The 22157-nt window shown below is 60.7% G+C and carries 18 protein-coding genes; 6 read left to right on the forward strand and 12 right to left on the reverse strand.

Translation table 11 applies throughout. From position 1 onward, the window contains the following. Window positions 1-56: 56 nt before the first annotated feature. From F8562_RS01670 to F8562_RS01700, 7 genes are all read right to left on the reverse strand, one after another. Window positions 57-1331 carry a dicarboxylate/amino acid:cation symporter gene (locus F8562_RS01670; protein ID WP_004852509.1) on the reverse strand — a complete coding sequence of 425 codons (1275 nt, stop codon included), beginning with the start codon at window positions 1329-1331 and terminating at the stop codon, window positions 57-59. Window positions 1332-1565: 234 nt separating this feature from the next. Continuing rightward, window positions 1566-3080 carry an ABC transporter substrate-binding protein gene (locus tag F8562_RS01675; protein ID WP_014230083.1) on the reverse strand — a complete coding sequence of 505 codons (1515 nt, stop codon included), beginning with the start codon at window positions 3078-3080 and terminating at the stop codon, window positions 1566-1568. Next, on the reverse strand, window positions 3061-4095 hold the full coding sequence (locus F8562_RS01680; RefSeq protein ID WP_014230084.1) for an ABC transporter ATP-binding protein: 1035 nt from the start codon (window positions 4093-4095) through the stop codon (window positions 3061-3063). Before F8562_RS01680 ends, F8562_RS01675 begins: the two co-directional genes overlap by 20 nt. Then, complete coding sequence (locus tag F8562_RS01685) at window positions 4095-5069, reverse strand: ABC transporter ATP-binding protein (RefSeq protein ID WP_014838966.1); 975 nt, start codon at window positions 5067-5069, stop codon at window positions 4095-4097. Before F8562_RS01685 ends, F8562_RS01680 begins: the two co-directional genes overlap by 1 nt. Next, window positions 5066-5911 (reverse strand): ABC transporter permease, encoded by an 846-nt coding sequence (locus F8562_RS01690; protein WP_014838967.1) that lies wholly within the window; start codon window positions 5909-5911, stop codon window positions 5066-5068. The genes F8562_RS01685 and F8562_RS01690 overlap by 4 nt, the downstream gene beginning before the upstream one ends. After that, the gene (locus F8562_RS01695) at window positions 5908-6846 is read right to left on the reverse strand and encodes an ABC transporter permease (protein ID WP_004852520.1); all 939 of its coding nucleotides are present in this window, start codon (window positions 6844-6846) and stop codon (window positions 5908-5910) included. The genes F8562_RS01690 and F8562_RS01695 overlap by 4 nt, the downstream gene beginning before the upstream one ends. Further along, window positions 6846-7745: a proline iminopeptidase-family hydrolase gene (locus F8562_RS01700; RefSeq protein WP_014838968.1), complete on the reverse strand. Its 900-nt coding sequence runs from the start codon at window positions 7743-7745 to the stop codon at window positions 6846-6848. Before F8562_RS01700 ends, F8562_RS01695 begins: the two co-directional genes overlap by 1 nt. A gap of 202 nt (window positions 7746-7947) precedes the next feature. Here F8562_RS01700 and F8562_RS01705 point away from each other — a divergent pair, with 202 nt between their 5' ends. After that, a complete protein-coding gene (locus F8562_RS01705) occupies window positions 7948-8700 on the forward strand; it encodes a helix-turn-helix transcriptional regulator (RefSeq protein WP_014230088.1) in 753 nt (250 codons plus the stop codon). An 84-nt stretch (window positions 8701-8784) separates the two neighbouring features. After that, window positions 8785-9681, forward strand: coding sequence for a proline iminopeptidase-family hydrolase (locus F8562_RS01710; protein ID WP_014838969.1), 897 nt, complete (start codon window positions 8785-8787; stop codon window positions 9679-9681). A gap of 7 nt (window positions 9682-9688) precedes the next feature. Here the strand turns inward: F8562_RS01710 and F8562_RS01715 are convergent, their stop codons facing one another. Then, window positions 9689-10807 (reverse strand): succinylglutamate desuccinylase/aspartoacylase family protein, encoded by a 1119-nt coding sequence (locus tag F8562_RS01715; RefSeq protein WP_014838970.1) that lies wholly within the window; start codon window positions 10805-10807, stop codon window positions 9689-9691. A gap of 14 nt (window positions 10808-10821) precedes the next feature. Between F8562_RS01715 and F8562_RS01720 the strand changes: the two genes are divergently transcribed. Next, complete coding sequence (locus F8562_RS01720; RefSeq protein WP_025107779.1) at window positions 10822-11277, forward strand: Lrp/AsnC family transcriptional regulator; 456 nt, start codon at window positions 10822-10824, stop codon at window positions 11275-11277. On the opposite strand, the gene F8562_RS01725 is transcribed toward F8562_RS01720, so the two are convergent. The 4 genes from F8562_RS01725 to F8562_RS01740 all read right to left on the reverse strand — a co-directional run bounded on the left by F8562_RS01725 (window position 11278) and on the right by F8562_RS01740 (window position 14320). Further along, window positions 11278-12003 (reverse strand): ABC transporter permease, encoded by a 726-nt coding sequence (locus F8562_RS01725; protein ID WP_014230092.1) that lies wholly within the window; start codon window positions 12001-12003, stop codon window positions 11278-11280. It lies immediately after the preceding gene. Further along, window positions 12000-12692: an ABC transporter permease gene (locus F8562_RS01730; protein WP_014838972.1), complete on the reverse strand. Its 693-nt coding sequence runs from the start codon at window positions 12690-12692 to the stop codon at window positions 12000-12002. Before F8562_RS01730 ends, F8562_RS01725 begins: the two co-directional genes overlap by 4 nt. A 64-nt stretch (window positions 12693-12756) precedes the next feature. Continuing rightward, window positions 12757-13530, reverse strand: coding sequence for an ABC transporter substrate-binding protein (locus F8562_RS01735; RefSeq protein WP_014838973.1), 774 nt, complete (start codon window positions 13528-13530; stop codon window positions 12757-12759). 28 nt (window positions 13531-13558) lie between these two features. Next, window positions 13559-14320 carry a dimethylarginine dimethylaminohydrolase family protein gene (locus F8562_RS01740; protein WP_014838974.1) on the reverse strand — a complete coding sequence of 254 codons (762 nt, stop codon included), beginning with the start codon at window positions 14318-14320 and terminating at the stop codon, window positions 13559-13561. A 383-nt stretch (window positions 14321-14703) separates the two neighbouring features. Between F8562_RS01740 and F8562_RS01745 the strand changes: the two genes are divergently transcribed. The 3 genes from F8562_RS01745 to mdtC are packed head-to-tail and all read left to right on the forward strand — an operon-like array spanning window position 14704 to window position 22157. Then, a complete protein-coding gene (locus F8562_RS01745) occupies window positions 14704-15957 on the forward strand; it encodes an MdtA/MuxA family multidrug efflux RND transporter periplasmic adaptor subunit (protein WP_014838975.1) in 1254 nt (417 codons plus the stop codon). Continuing rightward, the gene (locus tag F8562_RS01750; protein WP_014838976.1) at window positions 15957-19079 is read left to right on the forward strand and encodes an MdtB/MuxB family multidrug efflux RND transporter permease subunit; all 3123 of its coding nucleotides are present in this window, start codon (window positions 15957-15959) and stop codon (window positions 19077-19079) included. The genes F8562_RS01745 and F8562_RS01750 overlap by 1 nt, the downstream gene beginning before the upstream one ends. Continuing rightward, window positions 19080-22157 (forward strand): multidrug efflux RND transporter permease subunit MdtC, encoded by a 3078-nt coding sequence (mdtC, locus tag F8562_RS01755; protein WP_014230098.1) that lies wholly within the window; start codon window positions 19080-19082, stop codon window positions 22155-22157. It abuts the gene before it with no gap.

Here is a 22157-nt window from a genome sequence, read left to right on the forward strand (position 1 = left end):
TCAGGGGCCTCTTTTTCTGCGCAAAAAGCGACCCCGTAAGAGAGGCCGCCCGACGATCAGGCTTGCGCCTGCTGAGGCGCGACTTCAGCCTCAGGTACCTCATTCTGCGACAGACCTTCATTTTTTGACAGCATCGCCGTCGCAATCCCGTTACCCAGCACGTTAATCGCTGAACGCCCCATATCGAGGAAATGGTCAATCCCCATCAGCAGCAAAATACCCGCCACCGGAATATTGAAGCTCGGGATGGTCGCCGCCAGCACCACCAGCGCCGAACGCGGTACCCCGGCAATCCCTTTCGAAGCCAGCATCAGCGTCAGCATCATTACGGTAATCTCGCTAAAGCTCAGCTGAATATTGTAAGCCTGGGCGATAAACATGGCGGCAAAAGAGCAGTACACCATTGAACCGACCAGATTAAAGGAGTAGCCAATTGGCAGCACAAACGACGCGATATTACGCGAGCAGCCAAATTCCACCAGACGCTCCAGGGTCTTCGGATAGGCAGCCTCGGAGCTGCTGGTCGTGAACGCCACCAGCACCGGATCTTTGAGCATATTCAGCAGGCGAAAAACCTCTTTTTTGAGCACCATATACCCCACCGCCAGCAGCACCGCGCTGGTCAGCAGAATCGCGACATAGTATCCGCCGATAAACGAGGCGTAATTAAGCAGGATCCCCAGCCCCTGCGAGGCGATAACCGAAGAGATCGCGGCGAAAATGGCCAGCGGCGCGACGTACATCACGTACCCGGTCACCTTCAGCATAATATGGGAAACCACGTTCAGCGCCGCCACCAGCGGGGCGTTGAATTTCTCCCCCAGCGATGCCCCGGCTATACCGAAGAACATAGAGAAGACCACGATTTGCAGAATCTCGTTGTTGGACATCGCCTCGGTAATGCTGGTGGGGATGGTATGGGTCAGAAAGCCTTTCAGGCTCATCCCACTCACCGCCAGCCCGGTATCCACGGACTCTTTCGGGATCGCCAGGTTCAAACCGGCGCCGGGATGCTCGAGGGTAACAATCACCAGCCCGACCAGAATGGAGAGAATGGACGAGGTAATAAACCACACCATGGCTTTACCGCCGACCCGCCCAATGGTCGCCGTTTCGCCCAGCCGCATAATCCCCACCGTCAGGGTACTGAACACCAACGGCGCAATGACCATCTTAATCAGGCGCAGAAACACGTCGGTAAGCAGCGTAATGTTTTCCGACCATGCGGTAATAGTCGTTTGCCCGGCGTAAGCGTGGATGGCCGCGCCGGAGAGGATCCCCAACAGCATGAAGATGACGATGAACAGCGTGAGTTTGTTTGCACTTGCCACAAAAATTAACCCCTGATTTATTTAACGTGTTGTTTTTTAATGTATATATGTTTTATTTATTGAAATACACTAAACATTCACCACATAAATTGAATAAAAGCAGGCGGGGTTACAACTCTTTTTTAGTTTTTATAGTAAAAGTTAATGTGCTCGTTGATGTGCATCAAACCGTGCCGCGCCGCCGGTAAGATGAAAAAGGCGCCGGCGTCAGAAGACAACCGGCGCAAAGAGGCATTAGTGTTTTACGGTATCCTCCAGGAAGAAACGTCCCAGCGGATTCTGATAAAAACCATCGATATTTTTGCGGCTGACGTTGCGGTACGGGCTGTAATACAGATCGACCCAGTTCACGTCGGCCTTGGCCATTTTTTGCAGGTCGATATACATCTGCTCGCGCTTTTTACTGTCCATTTCAACGCGCGCGGCGGCCACCAGCGCTTTAACCTGGTCGTTATGATAGCGGGTCATATAGTTCATATTGGCATCGTGACCCAGCACGAAGGTGGTTTTCTGATCGGGGTCGAGAATATCGTTGGTCCAGTACATCACCGATATATCGTACTCCCCGGCCACCAGCATATCCCAGCTCTGGCTCGGGTCGACTTTTTGCAAATTCACCGTCACCCCGGCTTTTGCCAGCTGCTGTTGTAGCAAAATGGCAATTTGCTCATCGACTTCATCCCCGGCATTGACCACATAGTTCAGCTTCAGGTCGGCAGCACCCGCCGCTTTCAGCATCGCTTTGGCCTTTTGCGGATCGTATGGCCGGCGAAGATTATCCTGATAGTGGTAAAGCGCTCCGGCGGGAATATAGGAATTGGCCACCTGACCGTAGCCAAAGGTCACGGTTTTTACAATCGCGTCTTTATCAATCGCGAAGTCCAGCGCCTGACGGACTTCCACCTTGCCCAGCGCGCCGTGAGAATGATTGATCAGCAGATGGTCCTCGCGAGTAGAAGGATCCAGCTCCACCTTCAGATTGGCATCCTTTTGTAACGATGCAATGCGCGAGAAAGGCACGGTCAGCGCGGCGTCAAGTTCGCCGGCCTGCACTTTCAGCATGCGGGTATTGTCGTCCGGAATGGTTAACCACTCCACGCCATCCAGGCTGACGTTTTTCGCCTGCCAGAAGTTCGGGTTCTTCACCAGCACGATCTTTTCTCCGCGCAGCCACTCTTTCACGCTAAACGCGCCGGAGCCCACGGGCTTTTCGGCAAACGCCTCTTCGCCTTCCGCCTTCATCGCCTGCTGGGAAATCACCGAAGCGTTCGGCAGCGCCAGCTGCGATAAGAACGGCGCTGAAGGCGATTTCAGCGTCACCACCAGCGTGCGCGGGTCCGTGGCTTCCGCTTTGGCAATAATGCTATAGGAATCCCGCCACAGCGAGCCTTCATCATCGCGGATACGGATCAGGCTAAACGCCGCATCGCTGGCGGTCAGCGGCGTACCGTCCGAGAACCGGGTTGCGCGAATTTTGAAGGTATAGACTTTGCCATCCGGGGAAATCGTCCAGCTCTCGGCCACGCCCGGCTCCAGCTTCGTCCCGCTTTTATCCACCCGCACCAGCGGGTCAAAGACGTTGGAAAAGACCCAGTTATCCGCATTTTGCGCCGATTTTATCGGGTCAAACGTGGTGCTGTCCTCCCGGCGGCCAATGGTCAATACGCCGGCCGCCTGAGCTATTTCACTCACCACGCTGAGCGCCAGAAAAACGCTCGCCGCCAGTAACTTAATCTGCCTGTGCTTCATCAAAAGATCCCCCAGTTAACGGAAAAACGGTCTCATCGCCCGCGAGGTTGAGCACGCAGGCATAAGCGCGATCGGCAATCTGCCGGGTTGGTGGTGGTGCGCCGGTGCGGCACTGCACCTGCGCATAAGGGCAGCGCGGATGAAATGCACAGCCTTGTGGAACGGCTACGGGACTGGGCGGCTCGCCCCCCAGCAAATTTTTCGGCAGCGGTTTATCCGGGTCGATTTCCGGGATCGCCGAGACCAGCGCGGCGGTATAGGGATGCAGCGGTCGAGTGAAGACCGCTTCTGCCGGCCCCTCTTCCACAATTCTCCCGAGATACATCACCGCAACGCGATCGCAGAGCCGCCGCACAATCGCCAGATCGTGGGCGATAAACAGAATCGCCAGCCCCATCTTTTCCCGCAGATCCATCAGCAGGTTGACGATCTGCCCCTGAATAGAGACGTCCAGCGCCGCGACGCACTCATCGGCCACGATCAGCCGCGGCTCCATGGCCAGCGCTCTGGCAATACCGACGCGCTGGCACTGGCCGCCGCTTAGCTGAGACGGTTTCGCGCTGGCCTGCTGCGGACGCAGGCCGACCAGGGTGAGCAGTTCCGCAACCCGCAGCGCTTCCTGCCCGCGCGGGACTTTCTGATGCACGCGCAGCACCTCGGAGATGCTTTCTCCTACGGTCTGCCTGGGATTCAACGAGGCATAGGGATCCTGGAAAATCATCGCGCTTTGCTGGCGCAGACGGGCAATATCGCTGGTTAAGCCATGGGTAATGCGCTGTCCGGCGAACCGCACCTCGCCATCGGCAACCCGTTCAAGCTGTAACAGCGCTCGGCCAAGCGTGCTCTTACCGCTGCCGGATTCGCCGACAAGGCCCAGCGTCTCGCCAGGAAAGATCTGCATCGTGACCCGGTTTACCGCGTGTACGACCCGCTTCGGCCGCCAAAGGCCGCCGGAAACCGGGAAGGTGACGCAAAGATTATCGGCCTCAAGCAGCGGCCAGCGAGCGTTAACCATTATCCCTCCTGCCGTGCTGGCAAAATGTGATGGCAGGCCACCGCGTGGCTATGGCAATCCTGCCCGTAACGCAGCAATGGCTGGCTCTGACACGCCTCATCGGCGCGGCGGCAGCGCGGGTGAAAGCGACACCCTGATGGGAAGTGGTCGGCGCTGGGCGGCTGGCCGTCGATGATCGTCAACCTCCCCTGCCCGCCTTCGCTGGCCGGCTGACAATCAATGAGCCCGCGGGTGTAGGGATGCAGGGGCCCGCCAAGCACTTCGCGTTTGCCGCCCACTTCACACAGCCTGCCGCCGTACATCACCGCAATCCGGTCGCAGGTTTGCGCCACCACCCCGAGATCGTGGGTGATCATAATGACCGCCAGCCCCAGCTCGGCGCGCAGATCGCTGAGCAGGCGCAGAATCTGCATCTGCACGGTGACATCCAGCGCGGTGGTCGGTTCGTCGGCAATCAGCAGCCGCGGTTCCGGCGCGAGGGCAACGGCGATCATCGCCCGCTGGCGCATACCGCCGGAAAATTCGTGCGGATAGCTATTGAGCCGATTCTGCGGGTCCGGGATACCGACCTGGCGCAGCAAGGCCAGCGCATCCTCCCGCGCCTGACGGCGGTTTGCCGCAAAGTGAAGGCGGCGACTTTCTGCAATCTGTTCTCCAATGGTCATCACCGGATTGAGATGGCTGGTCGGGTTCTGGAAAATCATGCCGATTTCCCGGCCGCGCACCGCCGACATTTGCCCTTCGCTGAGGGACAAGATATCCCGGCCGTCCAGCAGAACCTCACCGCCGGTAATCTGCAGTCCGGTCCCCGGCAGCAGGCGCATCAGCGCCCGGCAGGTCACGGTTTTCCCCGACCCGCTTTCGCCAACCAGCCCAAGCATCTCCCCGGCTTCAAGCGTTAACGAGACGTTATCCACCAGCGCGACATCCTCGCCGCGCATGACCGTCAGCTGATTTACCTTCAGCAAGCTCATACGCGTTCCCCTAGCTTATCGCCCAGCCCATCGGCCAGCAGGCTGAAGCCCATCGCCAGCAGCACGATGGCAAGCCCCGGAAAGGTGGTTATCCACCATGCGGTGGTGATAAAGCTCTGCCCTTCGGCCACCATAATCCCCCATTCGGCGGTAGGAGGCTGCACGCCGAGCCCGAGATAGCTCACCGAGGCCCCGTTCAGCAGCACCAGAACGCAGTCGGACATCGAAAAAATGATGGCTCCGGTTAGCGCATTGGGCAGCAGATGGCGGAACAAAATCCGCAGATGGCCGTAGCCCAGACTGCGGGCCGCCAGAATAAAATCGCGCTGTTTCAGCGTCAGTACCTGAGCGCGTACCAGCCGGGCGTAGGAGACCCAGCCCACCATCGCCATCGCCATATAAAAGCTGCTCAGCCCCGGCCCGAGGATGGCGATAATCGCCAGCATCAGCACCAGAAACGGAAAGGCCAGCACGATATCAATAATCCGCATCACCAGCGCGTCGGCCACGCCGCCGAGATAGCCCGCCAGCGCCCCAAGGGTGGTGCCGAGCATAAAGGGGAACAGGACCCCCAGCAGGCAGATTTGCAGATCGACCCGCGCCCCCCACAGCACGCGGGAAAAAACGTCGCGGCCAAAGTTGTCGGTACCGAAGAGATGCACGCCGCCCGGCGGCAGCAGGCTGGAAGAGGCGTCCTGGGCAATCGGATCGAACGGCGCTATCCACGGCGCCAGACAGGCGACCAGTAGCCATAGTCCGACTATCGCCAGCCCGGCGAAGAGCGCCTGCTGACGCGGGATCGCCCGCTGACGCAGGCGGGAAAAGGTCGCTATCGCCTTCATAGTTTTATCCTTGGGTCGAGGGCCACGGTCAGAATATCCGCCAGCAGGCTGACCGCCACGGTGGCAAGGGCAAAGACCATTACCACGCCCTGCACCACCATGTAGTCGCGGCTAAAAATCGCCTTAACCAGCAGCTGTCCGAGGCCGGGGATGGCAAACACGCTTTCAATCACCACCGTACTGCCTATAAGCCAGCCAATATTCACCGCCAGCAGATTGATGGTCGGCACCAGCGAGTTCGGCAGCACGTGCCGCCAGAAGATACGTCTTTCCTGCTGCCCGCGCGCCCGGGCCGCCACCACATAGTCGCTATTCATCTCCATCAGCAGGCTGGCGCGCAGGTTGCGAATCAATACCGCCGACAGCGCCAGCGCCACGGTCAGGCACGGCAGAACCATATGGTGCAGCTGGTCTAAAAAATCGCTGCCGTAGCCGGAGACCGGAAACCAGCCGAGCACGATACTGAACAGCAGAATCAGCATGATGCCGAGCCAGAACGCCGGAAATCCGAGCCCGGCGGTCGTAAACAGACGAATCAACCGATCGGCGAGACGCCCGCGCTGGCGTGCGGCTATCGCCGCCAGCGGCACCGTCAACGCTACCGCCAGCAGAACGCTGCCGAGTACCAGCCACAGCGTCGGTTCCAGCCGCGAGGCAATCAGCTTCAGGGTATCCACCCGGTATACAATCGACTTCCCCAGCTCGCCCTGCAGCAGGTTGCGCAGAAAATAGCCGTACTGAACCCACAGCGGTTCATCGAGGGCAAACTGCGCGCGAATGCGGGCCAGCGCCGCCGGCGTGCTGCGCACCCCCAGCAGAATACGCGCCGGATCGCCGGGGATCGCGCGCACCATCATGAAGGTGATCAGGCTGATACCCAGCAGAACCGGCAGCAGCTGTAGCGGGCGAAAAAGCAGAAAGCGGTAACGATGCATTAACAGCCTCCCGCGTCGCGCTGGCGCGCCAGAAAATCGAGCAGCACCGGGTAGTAAGCCTGCGGCTCTTCGTAAAACGGCATGTGGCTGCTGTTGGCAAAAATGGCTATTTCAGCGTTCGCCAGCCCCTGCTTCATTTTCAGGGCGCAGGCGGGCGTCAGTTCATCGTGCTGGCCGCTGGTGATCAAACAGGGCACACGGATTGACGCCAGCTCAGCGCTGCGGTTCCAGTTTTTTAAATTACCGGTATAGAGGAATTCGTTCGGCCCCTGCATGGTGATATACGGGCCCATATTCCAGTCCCCAAGCGAGCGGATAACCGGCTCTGGCCAGACGTCAAGGCGGCACACGTGACGGTAATTCAGCAGCGTAATCGCCGCCTGATAGGCCGGATGGTCTAGCCAGCCGAGCGCTTCGTAGCGCTGCATCATCGCGACGGTTTCTGGCCCCAGCGCCCCGCGCAGACGGTTCAGCTCCTGCACCAGATGCGGCATATCGGCGACGGTGTTTTCCAGAATCAGCGAGCGAATTGCGCCAGGATGGTGCAATGCCACTTCAATCGCCAGCCATCCGCCCCACGAGTGACCAAGCAGATGCACCTGACCAAGGCCCAAAGTCCGGCGGACGGTCTCCACTTCACGCACATAGCGCGCCATCGTCCACAGGCTGGCGTCATCCGGCCGGTCGGACTTTCCGGTCCCCAACTGGTCAAAGGCGATCACCCGATAGCCGTGCTGTTTCAGGCAGGCGTGGGCTTCGCGCAGATAGTCGCAGGGCAGCCCCGGTCCGCCGTTGAGGCAGAGAATGGTTTCATCGCCGTCGCCAAACTGATAGGCCACGACGTTATAGCCTTCCACCGCAATGTTATGGCACCGGTCGGGCGCTATTTCGCTCCACATGGTCTATTCCTCATCGTCGATGGTAAGAGGGTTGGGGTCTGTCTTAACGCTAACGGCAACCCCGGACGCTGAACAGTTAGCAAAAATACTAGTTTTGCGCCGCGCCGGAACGGCACCGGAATTGCATATCTTTGGGCCAGCTACTGACGGATTTGCACAAATCGTGCCCGTCGCAGGTCTCGTTTTAGGTGAAGGGGGTTATATGCGACTGGAGTTTGACCACCCCGGCAGCGCGCGGGCGGCCAGCCTGGATGACGCATTCAGCGGGCTTTTTCAGCACACCCGGAGGTTGGGATTTGAGGCGGTGATTTACGATTACACGCCGGTTCCGCGTTCTCTGGAAGGAGAACTGATTACGCCCTCGCTGCTGAAAACGTTCAACGTGCCGGAAGATATGCGCCAGCTATGGTGCGAGCGCGGATATTACCAGGTGGATCCGGTACAGCACTGCGCGCTCGAGAGCTGCGCGCCTTTTGTCTGGTCCTATCAACGGCCGGACAGCAGCATGCTGCGCGGGAGACTGGACAATCATCCCACCGCGGTCACCGACTATATGCGCGAACACAATATGCCCTGCGGCGCGACGGTTCCCCTGCATCTCCCCAACGGGGGGTTCGTGACCCTCACCGGCATCCATACCGGCCAGCGTCAGGAGCGGGAAATCAGCGCCACCCTGGCGCAGCTGATGCTGCTCGCCTGGCAGTTTCAGGAGTCCGCCTTCCCGCTGTTCGACAGCACTATGCTCACCTGCCATCACGTCAAGCTGAGCAACCGCGAGCGCGAATGCCTGGCGTGGTCCGCCGAGGGGCTTACCGCCAAAGAGATCGCCCGCAAGCTGCATCGCTCGGTGGCGACGGTGACGCTGCATCTCAATACCGCGGCCAAAAAGCTGGGCGCCAGCAACCGCGTGCAGGCGGTGGTCCGCGCCCTGCACTACCGTCTGCTCGACAGCTAAGAACTAGCATTTTTGCTAGTGTTCAGCCGCGGTTGCCAGCCTTTACCCTGAAAGCCGGTCCACTTAGCAGGGTAAAGATGATTCATGTATACCATCCGCGAAGGTTACGCCCCGTTTCGACACTATCAAACCTGGTTTCGCGTTTGCGGCGATATCGATAGCGGTCTCACGCCGCTGGTCGTCGCCCACGGCGGGCCGGGGTGCACGCATGATTACGTCGATGCGTTCCGCGATATCGCCCTCAGCGGGCGAGCGGTGATCCACTACGATCAGTTAGGCAACGGGCGTTCAACCCATTTACCGCAGCTGCCCGCCGACTTCTGGCAACCGGCGCTGTTTCTTGACGAACTGGCTAACCTGCTGCTGCATCTCAATATTGCCGATAATTACGCCCTGCTCGGCCAATCTTGGGGAGGTATGCTCGGCGCGGAGCACGCCGTGACGCAGCCCAAGGGGTTAAAGGCGCTGATTATCGCCAACTCCCCGGCATCGATGGCGCTGTGGCTGCAGGGTGCGGCAAAGCTGCGGGCGCAGCTGCCCGCCGACGTCCAGCAGACGCTGCTGGACCATGAGGCAGCAGGAACGCTGGACAGCGCAGAATATAAGGCGGCAAGCGCAGTATTTTATCAACGCCACGTCTGTCGGCTCGATCCCTGGCCGGCGGAAGTGCGGCGCACCTTCGACGCCATGGATGCCGACCCGACGGTTTATCACGCCATGAATGGCCCCACCGAATTCCACGTTATCGGCAGCATGAAAGCGTGGACGATTATTGACCGCCTCGCGCGCATTACGGTTCCGGTTCTGCTGATTTCCGGGCGCTACGATGAAGCCACGCCGGAAGTGGTACAGCCCTTTATGGACCATATCTCCGGCGCCGAGTGGGTCATTTTTGAAGCCTCGAGCCATATGCCGCACGTCGAAGAGCGCGAGCTGTGCATGAAGACGGTGAACGACTTTTTAGGCCGGGCGATACCATAAAAGCCGCTTACAGCGCCAGTCCGCCTCCGCCGCTGAAGGGCCGCTCGCCGGCGATTTTCATCACTTCAGCCCCTAAAGTGACAAACGGCGCCCGACGGCTGGCATAAATCAGGCCGCCCGATGTCGGCCGCACCGCTTTGACCATATCGGTCAGCGGATCGATGATTTCCGCGACGACATCGTCGGCGCTGACCCACTCGCCGGGCTGTTTTAGCTGCACCAGGATGCCGGTCGCCGGCGCGGTGACAATCTCCCCGGCGGCAAACGGCAGCATCACCGTTTCCTGCTGCGGAACCTCGGGCCTGGCGCCCGCCAGCACGCCGCGGTACTGCAGGTAACGGTAAATGCGTTCGGCGTCGTCGCAGGCGGTGGCGTGATTCACCTCCTGCTGGCCGCGCAGCTCGACGGTCACCGCCATGCAGCCGGGCTGCTGCTGGCGCCACGACGGATTCCTCGCGCAAAGACGCTGCCACGGCAGGCCGCAGGCTTCATCAAACGAGTTGCCCCCGCTCTCCTGCGACAGCAGCACGGCGCCAATACCGAGGAAAGCCGCCAGAACTTTCGCCTCGCGTTGCCAGGCCGGGTCGGCGTAGAGGTGCAAAATCGCCTGGTCATCGCAGTGCAGATCGAGCACCAGATCGGCATCGCAGGCGAGGCTCAGCAGATGGTGGCGCAGGGCCTGCGCCTCGCTCACGGCGGGAAGCGCCGCCAGCGCCTCCCGCATCGCCGCGCGCACCCGCTGCAGATACTCGGGACGCGCACCGGGCAAATCCGCCGGTAAACCGGCCTGCGCCAGCGCCGCCAGATCGGGAAAATCGCGGTTAAAATTGCGCCCGCTCGCCAGATCGAAACGGCCAATACCGCTGCTGAGCAGCACCTGGGCCAGCCCCGGCGGGTTGGCTACCGGCACAAGAATGATTTCGCCGCGCAGTTCGCCGCGCCGTTCCGCCTGGCTGAGTAATCTTTTAAGATAATGCAGAACCAGCATGCCCGGGATTTCATCGGCGTGCAGCCCCGCCTGCAGATAGACCTTCTCTCCCGTGCCGGGCGCGCCGAAATGAAAATGGCTTAATTGCCGCTGCCCACCGAGTGCATGTTCAGGTAATGTATAGTGTTTAATTTTCATTGGACGTCCTGGTTGTGGAAAAGAAAGCCCGGCTTGACCGTATCGATCATAAGATCCTTGAAATTCTGCGCCGGGATGGCCGCATTTCTTATCAGAAGCTCTCGGAGCAGGTAAACCTCACCGCCCGTCCGTGCCTGGAGCGGGTGCGCGGCCTCGAGCGCGACGGCATTATTCGCGGCTACAGCGCCATTGTAGAACTGCCCGAGCCGGAGCACGCGTTTGTGGTACAGGCGCAAATCGCGCTGGCCGACCACGGGCGCTCGCAGCCGGTGTTTGAACAGGAGATGCGCCAGACGCCCGAAGTGCTGGACTGCTGGCTGGTCAGCGGCAGCTTCGACTTTCTGGTACGCATCGGCTGCCGCAGCATGGCGCACTACTGCCAGCTGGCGGATAGCTGGCTGACCAGTAAAAAGTTTCACGTCGATAAAATCGTCACCCTGACCGAACTGCAGGCCATTAAGCGCTCCTGACTAGCCGCGCCGGATAAACGCCAGCCAGCGCCGCTCGGCGCGGGAAAAGGCGAAAATCAGCATAAAGGTGCAGAGCAGATACAGCGCCGCGGCCATCAGAAACGGAATAAACGGCGAATAGGTCATGGCGTAGAACGCGCGGGCCACGCCGGTAATATCCAGCAGGGTGACGGTGCTGGCCAGCGACGTGGCGTGCAGTAAAAAGACCATTTCATTATTCAGCGCCGGGATCCCGCGTCTGAGCGTCGCAGGCAGCACCAGACGACGAATAATCTGCCATTTCCCCATCCCGTAGGCCTCCCCGGCGACCCACTCCTGGCGCGGAAAGGTCACCATCATCCCCGCCAGCAGCTCCGCGACGTACGCGGCAGTGTTGAGGACCAGCGCCAGCGTGGCGCAGAAGGTCGCATCGCGGAACAGCAGCCAGAACGGCTGGTCGTTCATCCAGCCCGTCTGCACGATATCGAACTGCGACAGGCCGTAGTAAATCAGCATCAGCTGGAGATAGAGCGGCGTGCTGCGGAAAAAATACGTAAAACCACGGATGGGCAGCGCCAGCGCACGCGGGCCGTACACCTGCCCCACCGCCATCGCTATCGCCAGCGCCATCCCGGGAACGATAGAGAGCAAAAACAGCTCCGCCGTGACCGCCAGCCCGCTGGCGGCGCCGTTACCGTCGCTCCACAAAAAGCTCGGGATCGCATCGAGAAAGGTTTGCAGATTCATAAGGCCGTCCCCGCCGTGGAAGAGCGCAGCGCGTAACGCTTCGCCAGGCGGCTGAACAGCCAGCTGGAGAGCGCGGTAATCACCATGTAAATCAGCGAGACCAGAAAATAGAAGAGGAACGGCTTTTGCGTGGCGCGCCCGGCCTGTTCGGCCAGCCATACCATATCCTCAAGGCCCAGGATCGACACCAGCGCCGATGCTTTCATCAGCCCCAGCCAGTTGTTGTTGATGCCCGGGATAGCGAAGCTCAGCATCTGCGGCAGCATCACCCGGCGGAACACCGTCCACGGCCGCATCCCGTAGGCCTGCGCGGCTTCGGTTTGCCCGCGATCCACGGTCAGAAAGGCGCCGCGAAAGGTCTCGGTGTAATAGGCGCCGAAAACAAAGCCGATCGCCAGCACGCCGGAGATAAAGGTATTGAAGCGCACCGGCCCGAGCCCCACCAGACCCAGCAGCAGGTTCGCCAGCATCTCGCCGCCGAAAAACAGCAGCAGCATAATCACCAGCTCCGGGATACCGCGTACCAGCGTGGTGTAGGCGGTGGAAAACAGGCGCAGCCACGGCGGGCCAAAGAGCTTAACCAGCGAGTTAATCAGCCCCAGCAGCAGAGCGACCAGTAATGAAGAGAGCATCACGCACAGCGAAAGCGCCGCGCCGCGTAACAACAGGGGTAAATAGTCTGCGACCATATTCAGCCTTCCGCGGAGGTCGTAAAGGGGCGCAGGCCATCGCCCGCGCCCGCATCTTCACGACTTATTTGCCATAAATATCAAAGCTAAAGTATTTTTTCTGGATCGCGTCGTAGGTGCCGTCGGCGCGGATTGCCTTAATGGCGCCGTTCAGCGCATCGCGCAGCGCCGGGTTGTCTTTATTCACCGCAATCCCCACGTCGGAGGAGATGCCGCCGTCCTGGATAACCGGACCGGCAAAGGCGAATTTCTGCCCGCGCGGGGTATCAATAAAACCGGTCGCCGCCTGGATATTATCCTGCAACGCGGCGTCGATTCGCCCGGAGAGCAGGTCGAGGTAGACGTTATCCTGGTTAGCGTAACCGACAATTTTCACGCCATGATTGGCCCAGTTGGCCTTCGCAAACGCTTCATGGGTGGAGCCGGTCTGGACGCCGACTGTTTTGCCTTTCAGGCTGGCGACGTCAGGCAGCAGCGGGCTGCCTTTGCGCGCCACCAGCTGCGCCGCGCTGCGGTAGTAGCGGTCGGTGAAATCCACTTCCTTTTTACGCTCATCGGTAATATTGAGCGAAGCGATAATGGCATCGAACTTATGCGCGTTGAGGGCGGCAATCATGCTTTCGAACGGCTGCTTCACGAAAACGCATTTGGCTTTTAGCTGGGTGCACAGCGCATTGGCGATATCAATATCAAAGCCGGTAATTTCACCGCTGGGCGCCAGCACGTCAAACGGCGGATAGCCGCCATCGACGCCAAAGCTGATGGTGTCAAACTGCTGGGCGGCCAGCGGCGCGCTGAGCGCCATGCAGGCCAGTAGTGCGGCAAGGCGTATTTTCATTTCGATCTCCCCGGTGTTGGCGCGGTGATTAAAAACGCAGTGAGAGGCAGGTCAGGCCGCCATCCATTTTCTTAAATTCGCTGGTGTCGAGCTGCACGATAGGCATTCCCAGCTTGCTGATTTCGCCCAGGGTATAGGGGTAGCCCTGCGGCGTAATTAAGGTATCGTTGATCCACAGCGTATTTCCGGCGTAGGCCTCCTCTTCCGGGATCACGATGCTGTTGAAGCCGCTAAACGCCGGATGGTTAACGTAGCCTTCCGTCAGCAGCAGCGTATTGCGGCCCACATAGTTGACGATCGATTTCAGATGCAGACCGGCGCTCACTTCAATCGCCGCGACCTGATAGCCGTGCGGCTCAACGGCGGCGGCAAACTCGCGGATCCCCTGCTCATCGGTGCGCGCCGTCAGGCCGATAAAAAACTGCTTATCCACTAACAGCACGTCGCCGCCGTCCATATGCCCGCGCTCGCTCATCCGCGCCAGCGGACGGAACCCCGCCAGCACCGGCGCAATGGTATCGACCTCGCCCTGACGGCTCGGCGCGCCTGGATGGGTAATCACCGCCAGTTCCGGCATCACCACCGCGGTATCTTCAACAAAGTGCGCATCAGGATAATCCGCAGCCGCGGGCAGTACGGTGACCTTCAGGCCAAGCTGCAGCAGGGTTTCCACATAGGCGAGAAACTGGCGGGTGGTGGCGGCGATATCCGGCGCGCCCAGCCGGGCGGTAGTTTGTCCTGCTCCGCAGGTGGCGGCCGGGAGACGGGCGATAGCTTGGGTAAAATGCATAAAGAACCCTCTGGTAGTGGTCGCATTGCTTAAGGCAAAATCGTGAGTGAATTTGATTATCAAACAGATGCCGCCGCCAATCAGGCTGAATCACTTTCCGGGGCCGCTTATTCACGCTGTATATCAGTTCAGATTCGACGTATTCCGCTGTGACCCTTAAGAAACAGCGGATGACGGGCAATAACTAACCGGATTCATCGCCCGGCTAAGCAAAATCATTAAGCGAATTTTACGCCTAACTATTCACCGTAACCGGCTCTGCGAAAAGCGTTTTTTACAGACATATCTGGACAGTCTTTTCATAATTCCTCCATTTTTAAGCAGCGTTCGCTGGCTAAACTAGTATCATTCCGTGAAACGTTTCAGGATGAGATAGCAAATTAATGAAAGGTAGCAATAAAAGCCGTTGGGCTGCGGTGCTGGTGGTCGCGATCGTCGCGGGCGCCGCGTACTGGTTCTGGCAGGGTCGCGAAGCGGCAAACAGCGGCGCGCCGACGGCATCAGGCGCGCGTCAGCAGGGGCCCGGAGGCGGACGCCCCGGTCGTTTTGGCGCCGCCCTCGCGCCGGTACAGGCGGCCACCGCCACCAGCGAAGCGGTACCGCGCTACCTTTCCGGCCTCGGCACCGTGACGGCGGCGAATACCGTCACCGTCCGCAGCCGCGTCGACGGCCAGCTGCTGGCCATCCACTTTACCGAAGGCCAGCAGGTCAAAGCGGGCGATCTGCTCGCGGAAATCGACCCCAGCCAGTTTAAAGTCGCCCTCGCCCAGGCCGAAGGCCAGCTGGCGAAAGATCGGGCCACCCTGGCCAACGCCCGTCGCGATCTGGCGCGCTACCAGCAGCTGGTCAAAACCAATCTGGTTTCCCGGCAGGAGCTGGACACCCAGCAGTCGCTGGTCAGCGAAACCCAGGGTACGATCAAAGCGGACGAAGCCGCCGTCGCCAGCGCCCAGCTGCAGCTGGACTGGAGCCGCATCACCGCGCCAATCGACGGCCGGGTCGGCTTAAAACAGGTGGATATCGGCAACCAGATCGCCAGCGGCGACACCACCGGGATTGTGGTGCTGACGCAAACCCACCCGATCGACGTGGTCTTTACGCTGCCGGAAAACCAAATCGCCACGGTGGTACAGGCGCAGAAGGCGGGGAAAAAGCTGGCTGTCGAAGCCTGGGACCGCACCAATAAACAGAAAATCAGCGAAGGCTCACTGCTGAGCCTCGATAACCAGATTGACGCCACCACCGGCACCATCAAGCTGAAAGCGCGCTTTACTAACCTGGACGATGCCCTGTTCCCGAATCAGTTCGTCAACGCCCGTATGCTGGTCGATACCGAGCAGAACGCGGTGGTGATCCCAACCGCCGCGCTGCAAATGGGTAACGAAGGCCATTTCGTCTGGGTACTGAACGATGAGAACAAGGTCAGCAAGCACACCGTCACGCCGGGTATTCAGGACAGCCTGAAAGTGGTGATCAACGCCGGGCTTTCCGCCGGCGATCGCGTCGTAACCGACGGTATCGACCGTCTGACCGAAGGCGCGAAGGTTGAGGTGGTGGAAGCCCACAATGCGGCTACCGCCGCCGAGCCGGAAAAAGCCACCAGCCGCGAGTACGGTAAAAAAGGAGCGCGCTCCTGATGCAAGTGTTACCGCCGAGCAGCACGGGTGGCCCTTCCCGTCTGTTTATCATGCGCCCGGTCGCCACGACGCTGTTAATGGTGGCCATTATGCTGGCCGGGATTATCGGCTATCGTTTCCTGCCGGTTTCGGCGCTGCCGGAAGTGGACTACCCGACGATTCAGGTGGTAACCCTCTATCCCGGCGCCAGCCCGGACGTGATGACCTCGTCGGTGACCGCCCCGCTGGAGCGCCAGTTTGGCCAGATGTCCGGCCTCAAGCAGATGTCCTCCCAGAGCTCCGGCGGCGCGTCGGTGGTGACGCTCCAGTTCCAGCTCACGCTGCCGCTGGACGTCGCGGAGCAGGAAGTGCAGGCGGCCATCAACGCCGCCACCAACCTGCTGCCTTCGGACCTGCCTAACCCGCCGGTCTACAGCAAAGTTAACCCCGCCGATCCGCCGATTATGACCCTCGCGGTCACCTCTTCCGCCGTGCCGATGACCCAGGTCGAGGATATGGTGGAGACCCGCGTGGCGCAGAAAATCTCCCAGGTTTCCGGCGTCGGGCTGGTCACCCTCGCGGGCGGCCAGCGCCCGGCGGTACGCGTCAAGCTCAACGCCCAGGCCATCGCCGCCCTCGGGCTGACCAGCGAAACGGTGCGCACCGCGATAACCAGCGCCAACGTCAACTCGGCGAAGGGGAGCCTCGACGGCCCGTCGCGGGCGGTGACCCTCTCCGCCAACGATCAGATGCAGTCGGCGGAAGATTACCGCCGGCTGATTATCGCTTATCAGAACGGCGCGCCGATTCGCCTCGGCGACGTCGCCACCGTGGAACAGGGCGCGGAAAACAGCTGGCTTGGGGCATGGGCGAACAATCAGCGGGCGATCGTCATGAACGTCCAGCGCCAGCCGGGGGCTAACATTATCTCGACCGCCGACAGCATCCGCCAGATGCTGCCGCAGCTCACCGAAAGCCTGCCGAAATCGGTTAAAGTGCAGGTACTTTCCGACCGCACCACCAATATCCGCGCCTCGGTCAGCGACACCCAGTTCGAGCTGATGCTGGCCATCGCCCTGGTGGTGATGATTATCTACGTCTTTCTGCGCAACGTCCCGGCGACGATTATTCCCGGCATCGCCGTACCGCTATCGCTGGTCGGCACCTTTGCGGTGATGGTATTTCTCGATTTTTCAATTAACAACCTGACGCTGATGGCCCTGACCATCGCCACCGGCTTTGTGGTCGATGACGCCATCGTGGTGATTGAAAACATCTCGCGCTATATCGAGAAAGGCGAAAAGCCGCTGGCCGCCGCCCTGAAAGGGGCCGGAGAGATTGGCTTTACCATTATCTCGCTGACCTTCTCGCTGATTGCGGTGCTGATCCCGCTGCTGTTTATGGGCGATATCGTGGGCCGTCTGTTCCGCGAGTTCGCCATTACCCTGGCGGTGGCGATCCTGATTTCCGCAGTGGTGTCGCTGACCCTGACGCCGATGATGTGCGCCCGCATGCTGAGCCACGAGTCTCTGCGCAAGCAGAACCGCTTCTCGCGCGCCAGCGAGCGTTTCTTTGAGCGGGTGATTGCCGTCTATGGCCGCTGGCTGAGCCGGGTGCTGAATCATCCGTGGCTGACCCTGAGCGTGGCCCTCGGTACGCTGGTGCTGTCGATTATGCTGTGGGTGTTTATTCCGAAGGGCTTCTTCCCGATTCAGGACAACGGCATTATCCAGGGGACGCTGCAGGCGCCGCAGTCGGCGTCGTTCGCCAACATGGCCGAGCGCCAGCAGCAGGTGTCGGCAGCGATACTCAACGATCCGGCGGTGGAAAGCCTGACCTCCTACGTCGGCGTCGACGGTACCAACCCGGCGCTCAACAGCGCCCGCCTGCAAATCAACCTTAAGCCGCTGGACGAGCGCGACGATCGCGTGCAGACGGTGATCGGCCGCCTGCAGAACGCGGTGAGCGGCATCCCCGGCATTGAGCTTTACCTCCAGCCGACGCAGGATCTGACCATTGACACCACCGTCAGCCGCACCCAGTATCAGTTCACCCTGCAGGCGAACTCGCTGGACGCGCTCAGCAACTGGGTCCCGCAGCTGCTGGCCCGGCTGCAGGCGCTGCCGCAGCTCTCCGACGTCAGCAGCGACTGGCAGGATAAGGGCCTGGCGGCGTATATCAACGTTGACCGCGATAGCGCCAGCCGTCTCGGCATCAGCATGGCGGACGTCGATAACGCGCTGTATAACGCCTTCGGTCAGCGCTTAATCTCCACCATTTATACCCAGGCGAATCAGTACCGCGTGGTGCTGGAGCATGATACCCAGGCCACGCCGGGGCTGGCGGCGCTGGATAATATTCGCCTGACCAGCAGCGACGGCGGGATTGTGCCGCTGAAATCCATCGCCAGCGTCGAGGAGCGCTTTGCCCCGCTATCCATAAACCATCTCGATCAGTTCCCGGTTACCACCATCTCGTTTAACGTGCCGGACAACTATTCGCTGGGCGATGCGGTCGAAGCGATTCTTGGCGCCGAACAGGCGCTGGCGTTCCCGAGCGATATCCGTACCCAGTTCCAGGGCAGCTCTCTGGCCTTCCAGTCGGCGCTCGGCAGCACCGTCTGGCTGGTGGTTGCCGCGGTGGTGGCGATGTATATCGTCCTCGGGGTACTGTATGAAAGCTTTATTCATCCGATAACGATTCTCTCCACCCTGCCGACGGCGGGCGTCGGCGCGCTGCTGGCGCTATGGCTGGCGGGGAGCGAACTGGACGTTATCGCGATTATCGGCATCATTCTGCTGATCGGCATCGTCAAGAAAAACGCCATCATGATGATCGACTTCGCGCTGGCCGCCGAACGCGAGCAGGGCATGCCGCCGCGCGAGGCGATCTACCAGGCCTGCCTGCTGCGCTTCCGCCCGATCCTGATGACCACCCTCGCCGCCCTGCTGGGCGCGCTGCCGCTGATGCTCAGTACCGGCGTCGGCGCGGAGCTGCGGCGTCCGCTGGGGATTGGCATGGTCGGCGGTCTGATGCTCAGCCAGGTGCTGACGCTGTTCACGACTCCGGTTATCTATCTGCTATTCGACCGGCTGTCGCTGTATATGAAGAGCCGGTTCCCGCGGCGTGAGGAGGAGGCGTAGGTGAAGTTTTTCGCCCTCTTCATTTACCGTCCGGTGGCGACGATTCTGATTTCGCTCGCCATTACCCTGTGCGGTATCCTCGGTTTCCGCCTGCTGCCGGTGGCGCCGCTGCCGCAGGTGGATTTCCCGGTCATCATGGTCAGCGCCTCGCTGCCCGGCGCGTCGCCGGAGACCATGGCCTCTTCGGTGGCGACGCCGCTGGAGCGCTCTTTGGGGCGGATTGCCGGGGTCAATGAGATGACCTCCTCCAGCTCGCTCGGCAGTACGCGAATCATTCTTGAGTTCAACTTTGACCGCGATATCAACGGCGCGGCCCGCGACGTGCAGGCGGCGATTAACGCCGCGCAAAGCCTGCTGCCGAGCGGCATGCCGAGCCGTCCGACCTACCGCAAAGCCAACCCGTCAGACGCGCCGATCATGATCCTCACCCTCACCTCGGATACCTGGTCCCAGGGTGAACTGTACGACTTCGCCTCTACCCAGCTGGCGCAGACCATTGCCCAGATTGACGGCGTCGGCGACGTGGACGTCGGCGGCAGTTCGCTGCCCGCGGTGCGCGTCGACCTCAACCCGCAGGCGCTGTTTAACCAGGGCGTATCGCTGGACGCGGTGCGCACCGCCATCAGCAACGCCAACGTACGTAAACCGCAGGGGGCGCTGGAAGATGCCACCCACCGCTGGCAGGTGGCGACCAACGACGAGCTGAAGACCGCCGCCGAATACCAGCCGCTGATCGTGCACTATAACAACGGCGCGGCGGTGCGCCTCGGCGACGTCGCCAACGTCACCGATTCGGTGCAGGACGTGCGCAACGCCGGGATGACTAACGCCAAACCGGCGATTTTGCTGATGATCCGCAAGCTGCCGGAAGCCAATATCATCGAGACGGTGGACAGCATTCGCGCCCGCCTGCCGGAGCTGCAGCGCACCATCCCGGCCTCTGTCGATCTGCAAATCGCCCAGGACCGCTCGCCGACCATCCGCGCCTCGCTGGAGGAAGTGGAGCAAACGCTGGTCATCTCGGTGGCGCTGGTGATCCTCGTGGTCTTCCTCTTCCTCCGCTCGGGGCGAGCGACGCTGATCCCGGCGGTGGCGGTTCCGGTTTCGCTGATCGGCACCTTTGCCGCCATGTACCTGTGCGGCTTCAGCCTTAACAACCTGTCGCTGATGGCGCTGACCATCGCTACCGGCTTCGTGGTCGATGACGCCATCGTGGTGCTGGAAAATATTTCCCGCCATCTGGAAGCCGGCATGAAGCCGCTGCAGGCGGCGCTGCAGGGGAGCCGGGAAGTCGGTTTTACCGTGCTGTCGATGAGCCTCTCGCTGGTGGCGGTGTTCCTGCCGCTGCTGCTGATGGGCGGCCTGCCGGGAAGGCTGCTGCGCGAATTCGCCGTTACCCTGTCGGTGGCGATTGGCATTTCGCTGGCGGTCTCTCTGACCCTGACGCCGATGATGTGCGGCTGGCTGCTGAAAAGCGGCAAGCCCCACGAGCCGACGCGCAAGCGCGGGGTTGGCCGCCTGCTGGTGGCGATTCAGGGCGGATACGGCAAATCGCTGAAGTGGGTGCTGAAGCACAGCCGCTTAACCGGACTGGTGCTGCTTGGCACCATCGCGCTGAGCGTCTGGCTCTATATCTCAATTCCCAAAACCTTCTTTCCGGAGCAGGACACCGGGGTGCTGATGGGCGGTATCCAGGCAGACCAGAGCATCTCGTTCCAGGCGATGCGCGGCAAGCTGGAGGACTTTATGAAGATCATTCGTGAAGATCCGGCGGTGGACAACGTCACCGGTTTTACCGGCGGCTCGCGGGTCAACAGCGGAATGATGTTTATCACCCTCAAGTCGCGCGATGAGCGCCATGAAACGGCGCAGCAGATTATCGATCGGCTGCGGAAGAAGCTGGCCAAAGAGCCGGGGGCCAACCTGTTCCTGATGGCGGTACAGGATATCCGCGTCGGCGGCCGTCAGGCCAACGCCAGCTACCAGTACACGCTGCTGTCGGACGACCTTGCGGCGCTGCGGGAATGGGAGCCGAAAATCCGCAAAACGCTGGCGGCGCTGCCGGAGCTGGCGGACGTCAACTCCGACAGCCAGAATAACGGCGCGGAGATGGATCTGATCTACGATCGCGATACCATGTCGCGGCTCGGCATCAGCGTGCAGGACGCCAACAATCTGCTGAACAACGCCTTCGGTCAGCGGCAGATCTCAACCATCTACCAGCCGCTGAACCAGTATAAAGTGGTGATGCAGGTCGACCCGGTCTACACCCAGGACGTCAGCGCCCTCGATAAGATGTTTGTGATCAACAGCGAAGACAAGCCGATTCCGCTCTCCTATTTCGCCAAATGGCAGCCGGCCAACGCGCCGCTGTCGGTGAACCACCAGGGGCTGTCGGCGGCGTCGACCATCTCCTTTAACCTGCCTACCGGCAAGTCGCTGTCGGAAGCCAGCGACGCCATCAACCGGGCGATGACCCAGATTGGCGTGCCGTCCAGCGTCCGCGGGTCCTTCGCCGGGACCGCGCAGGTGTTCCAGGAGACCATGAACTCGCAGGTGATCCTGATTCTGGCGGCCATCGCCACGGTCTATATCGTGCTGGGGATCCTCTATGAGAGCTACGTTCATCCGCTGACCATTCTGTCGACCATTCCGTCCGCCGGCGTCGGCGCGCTGCTGGCGCTGGAGCTTTTCGATGCCCCGTTCAGCCTAATCGCGCTTATCGGGATTATGCTATTAATTGGCATCGTGAAGAAAAACGCCATCATGATGGTCGATTTCGCCCTTGAGGCGCAGCGCAACGGCAACCTGCCGCCGGAAGAGGCGATCTTCCAGGCCTGTCTGCTGCGCTTCCGGCCGATAATGATGACCACCCTGGCGGCGCTGTTCGGCGCGCTGCCGCTGGTTATCTCCGGCGGCGACGGCTCCGAGCTGCGCCAGCCGCTGGGGATTACCATTGTCGGCGGCCTGGTGATGAGTCAGCTGTTGACCCTGTACACCACGCCGGTGGTCTATCTGTTCTTCGACCGTCTGCGGCTGCGTTTTTCGCGAAAAGTCCCTCAACCGGTAAGCGAATAA

The sequence above is a fragment of the Klebsiella sp. RCJ4 genome (assembly GCF_009025755.1).
GTDB lineage: Bacteria > Pseudomonadota > Gammaproteobacteria > Enterobacterales > Enterobacteriaceae > Klebsiella > Klebsiella michiganensis.

Bases quoted from the DNA above. Each gene is read 5' to 3' on its own strand.
- F8562_RS01730 (WP_014838972.1), bottom strand. From the start codon at position 12,692: ATGGTCGCAGACTATTTACCCCTGTTGTTACGCGGCGCGGCGCTTTCG.
- F8562_RS01715 (WP_014838970.1), bottom strand. From the start codon at position 10,807: ATGAAAATTAAACACTATACATTACCTGAACATGCACTCGGTGGGCAG.
- F8562_RS01680 (WP_014230084.1), bottom strand. From the start codon at position 4,095: ATGGTTAACGCTCGCTGGCCGCTGCTTGAGGCCGATAATCTTTGCGTC.
- F8562_RS01725 (WP_014230092.1), bottom strand. From the start codon at position 12,003: ATGAATCTGCAAACCTTTCTCGATGCGATCCCGAGCTTTTTGTGGAGC.
- F8562_RS01745 (WP_014838975.1), top strand. From the start codon at position 14,704: ATGAAAGGTAGCAATAAAAGCCGTTGGGCTGCGGTGCTGGTGGTCGCG.
- F8562_RS01705 (WP_014230088.1), top strand. From the start codon at position 7,948: ATGCGACTGGAGTTTGACCACCCCGGCAGCGCGCGGGCGGCCAGCCTG.
- F8562_RS01695 (WP_004852520.1), bottom strand. From the start codon at position 6,846: ATGCATCGTTACCGCTTTCTGCTTTTTCGCCCGCTACAGCTGCTGCCG.
- F8562_RS01700 (WP_014838968.1), bottom strand. From the start codon at position 7,745: ATGTGGAGCGAAATAGCGCCCGACCGGTGCCATAACATTGCGGTGGAA.
- F8562_RS01710 (WP_014838969.1), top strand. From the start codon at position 8,785: ATGTATACCATCCGCGAAGGTTACGCCCCGTTTCGACACTATCAAACC.
- F8562_RS01740 (WP_014838974.1), bottom strand. From the start codon at position 14,320: ATGCATTTTACCCAAGCTATCGCCCGTCTCCCGGCCGCCACCTGCGGA.
- F8562_RS01750 (WP_014838976.1), top strand. From the start codon at position 15,957: ATGCAAGTGTTACCGCCGAGCAGCACGGGTGGCCCTTCCCGTCTGTTT.
- F8562_RS01690 (WP_014838967.1), bottom strand. From the start codon at position 5,911: ATGAAGGCGATAGCGACCTTTTCCCGCCTGCGTCAGCGGGCGATCCCG.
- F8562_RS01735 (WP_014838973.1), bottom strand. From the start codon at position 13,530: ATGAAAATACGCCTTGCCGCACTACTGGCCTGCATGGCGCTCAGCGCG.
- F8562_RS01685 (WP_014838966.1), bottom strand. From the start codon at position 5,069: ATGAGCTTGCTGAAGGTAAATCAGCTGACGGTCATGCGCGGCGAGGAT.
- F8562_RS01675 (WP_014230083.1), bottom strand. From the start codon at position 3,080: ATGAAGCACAGGCAGATTAAGTTACTGGCGGCGAGCGTTTTTCTGGCG.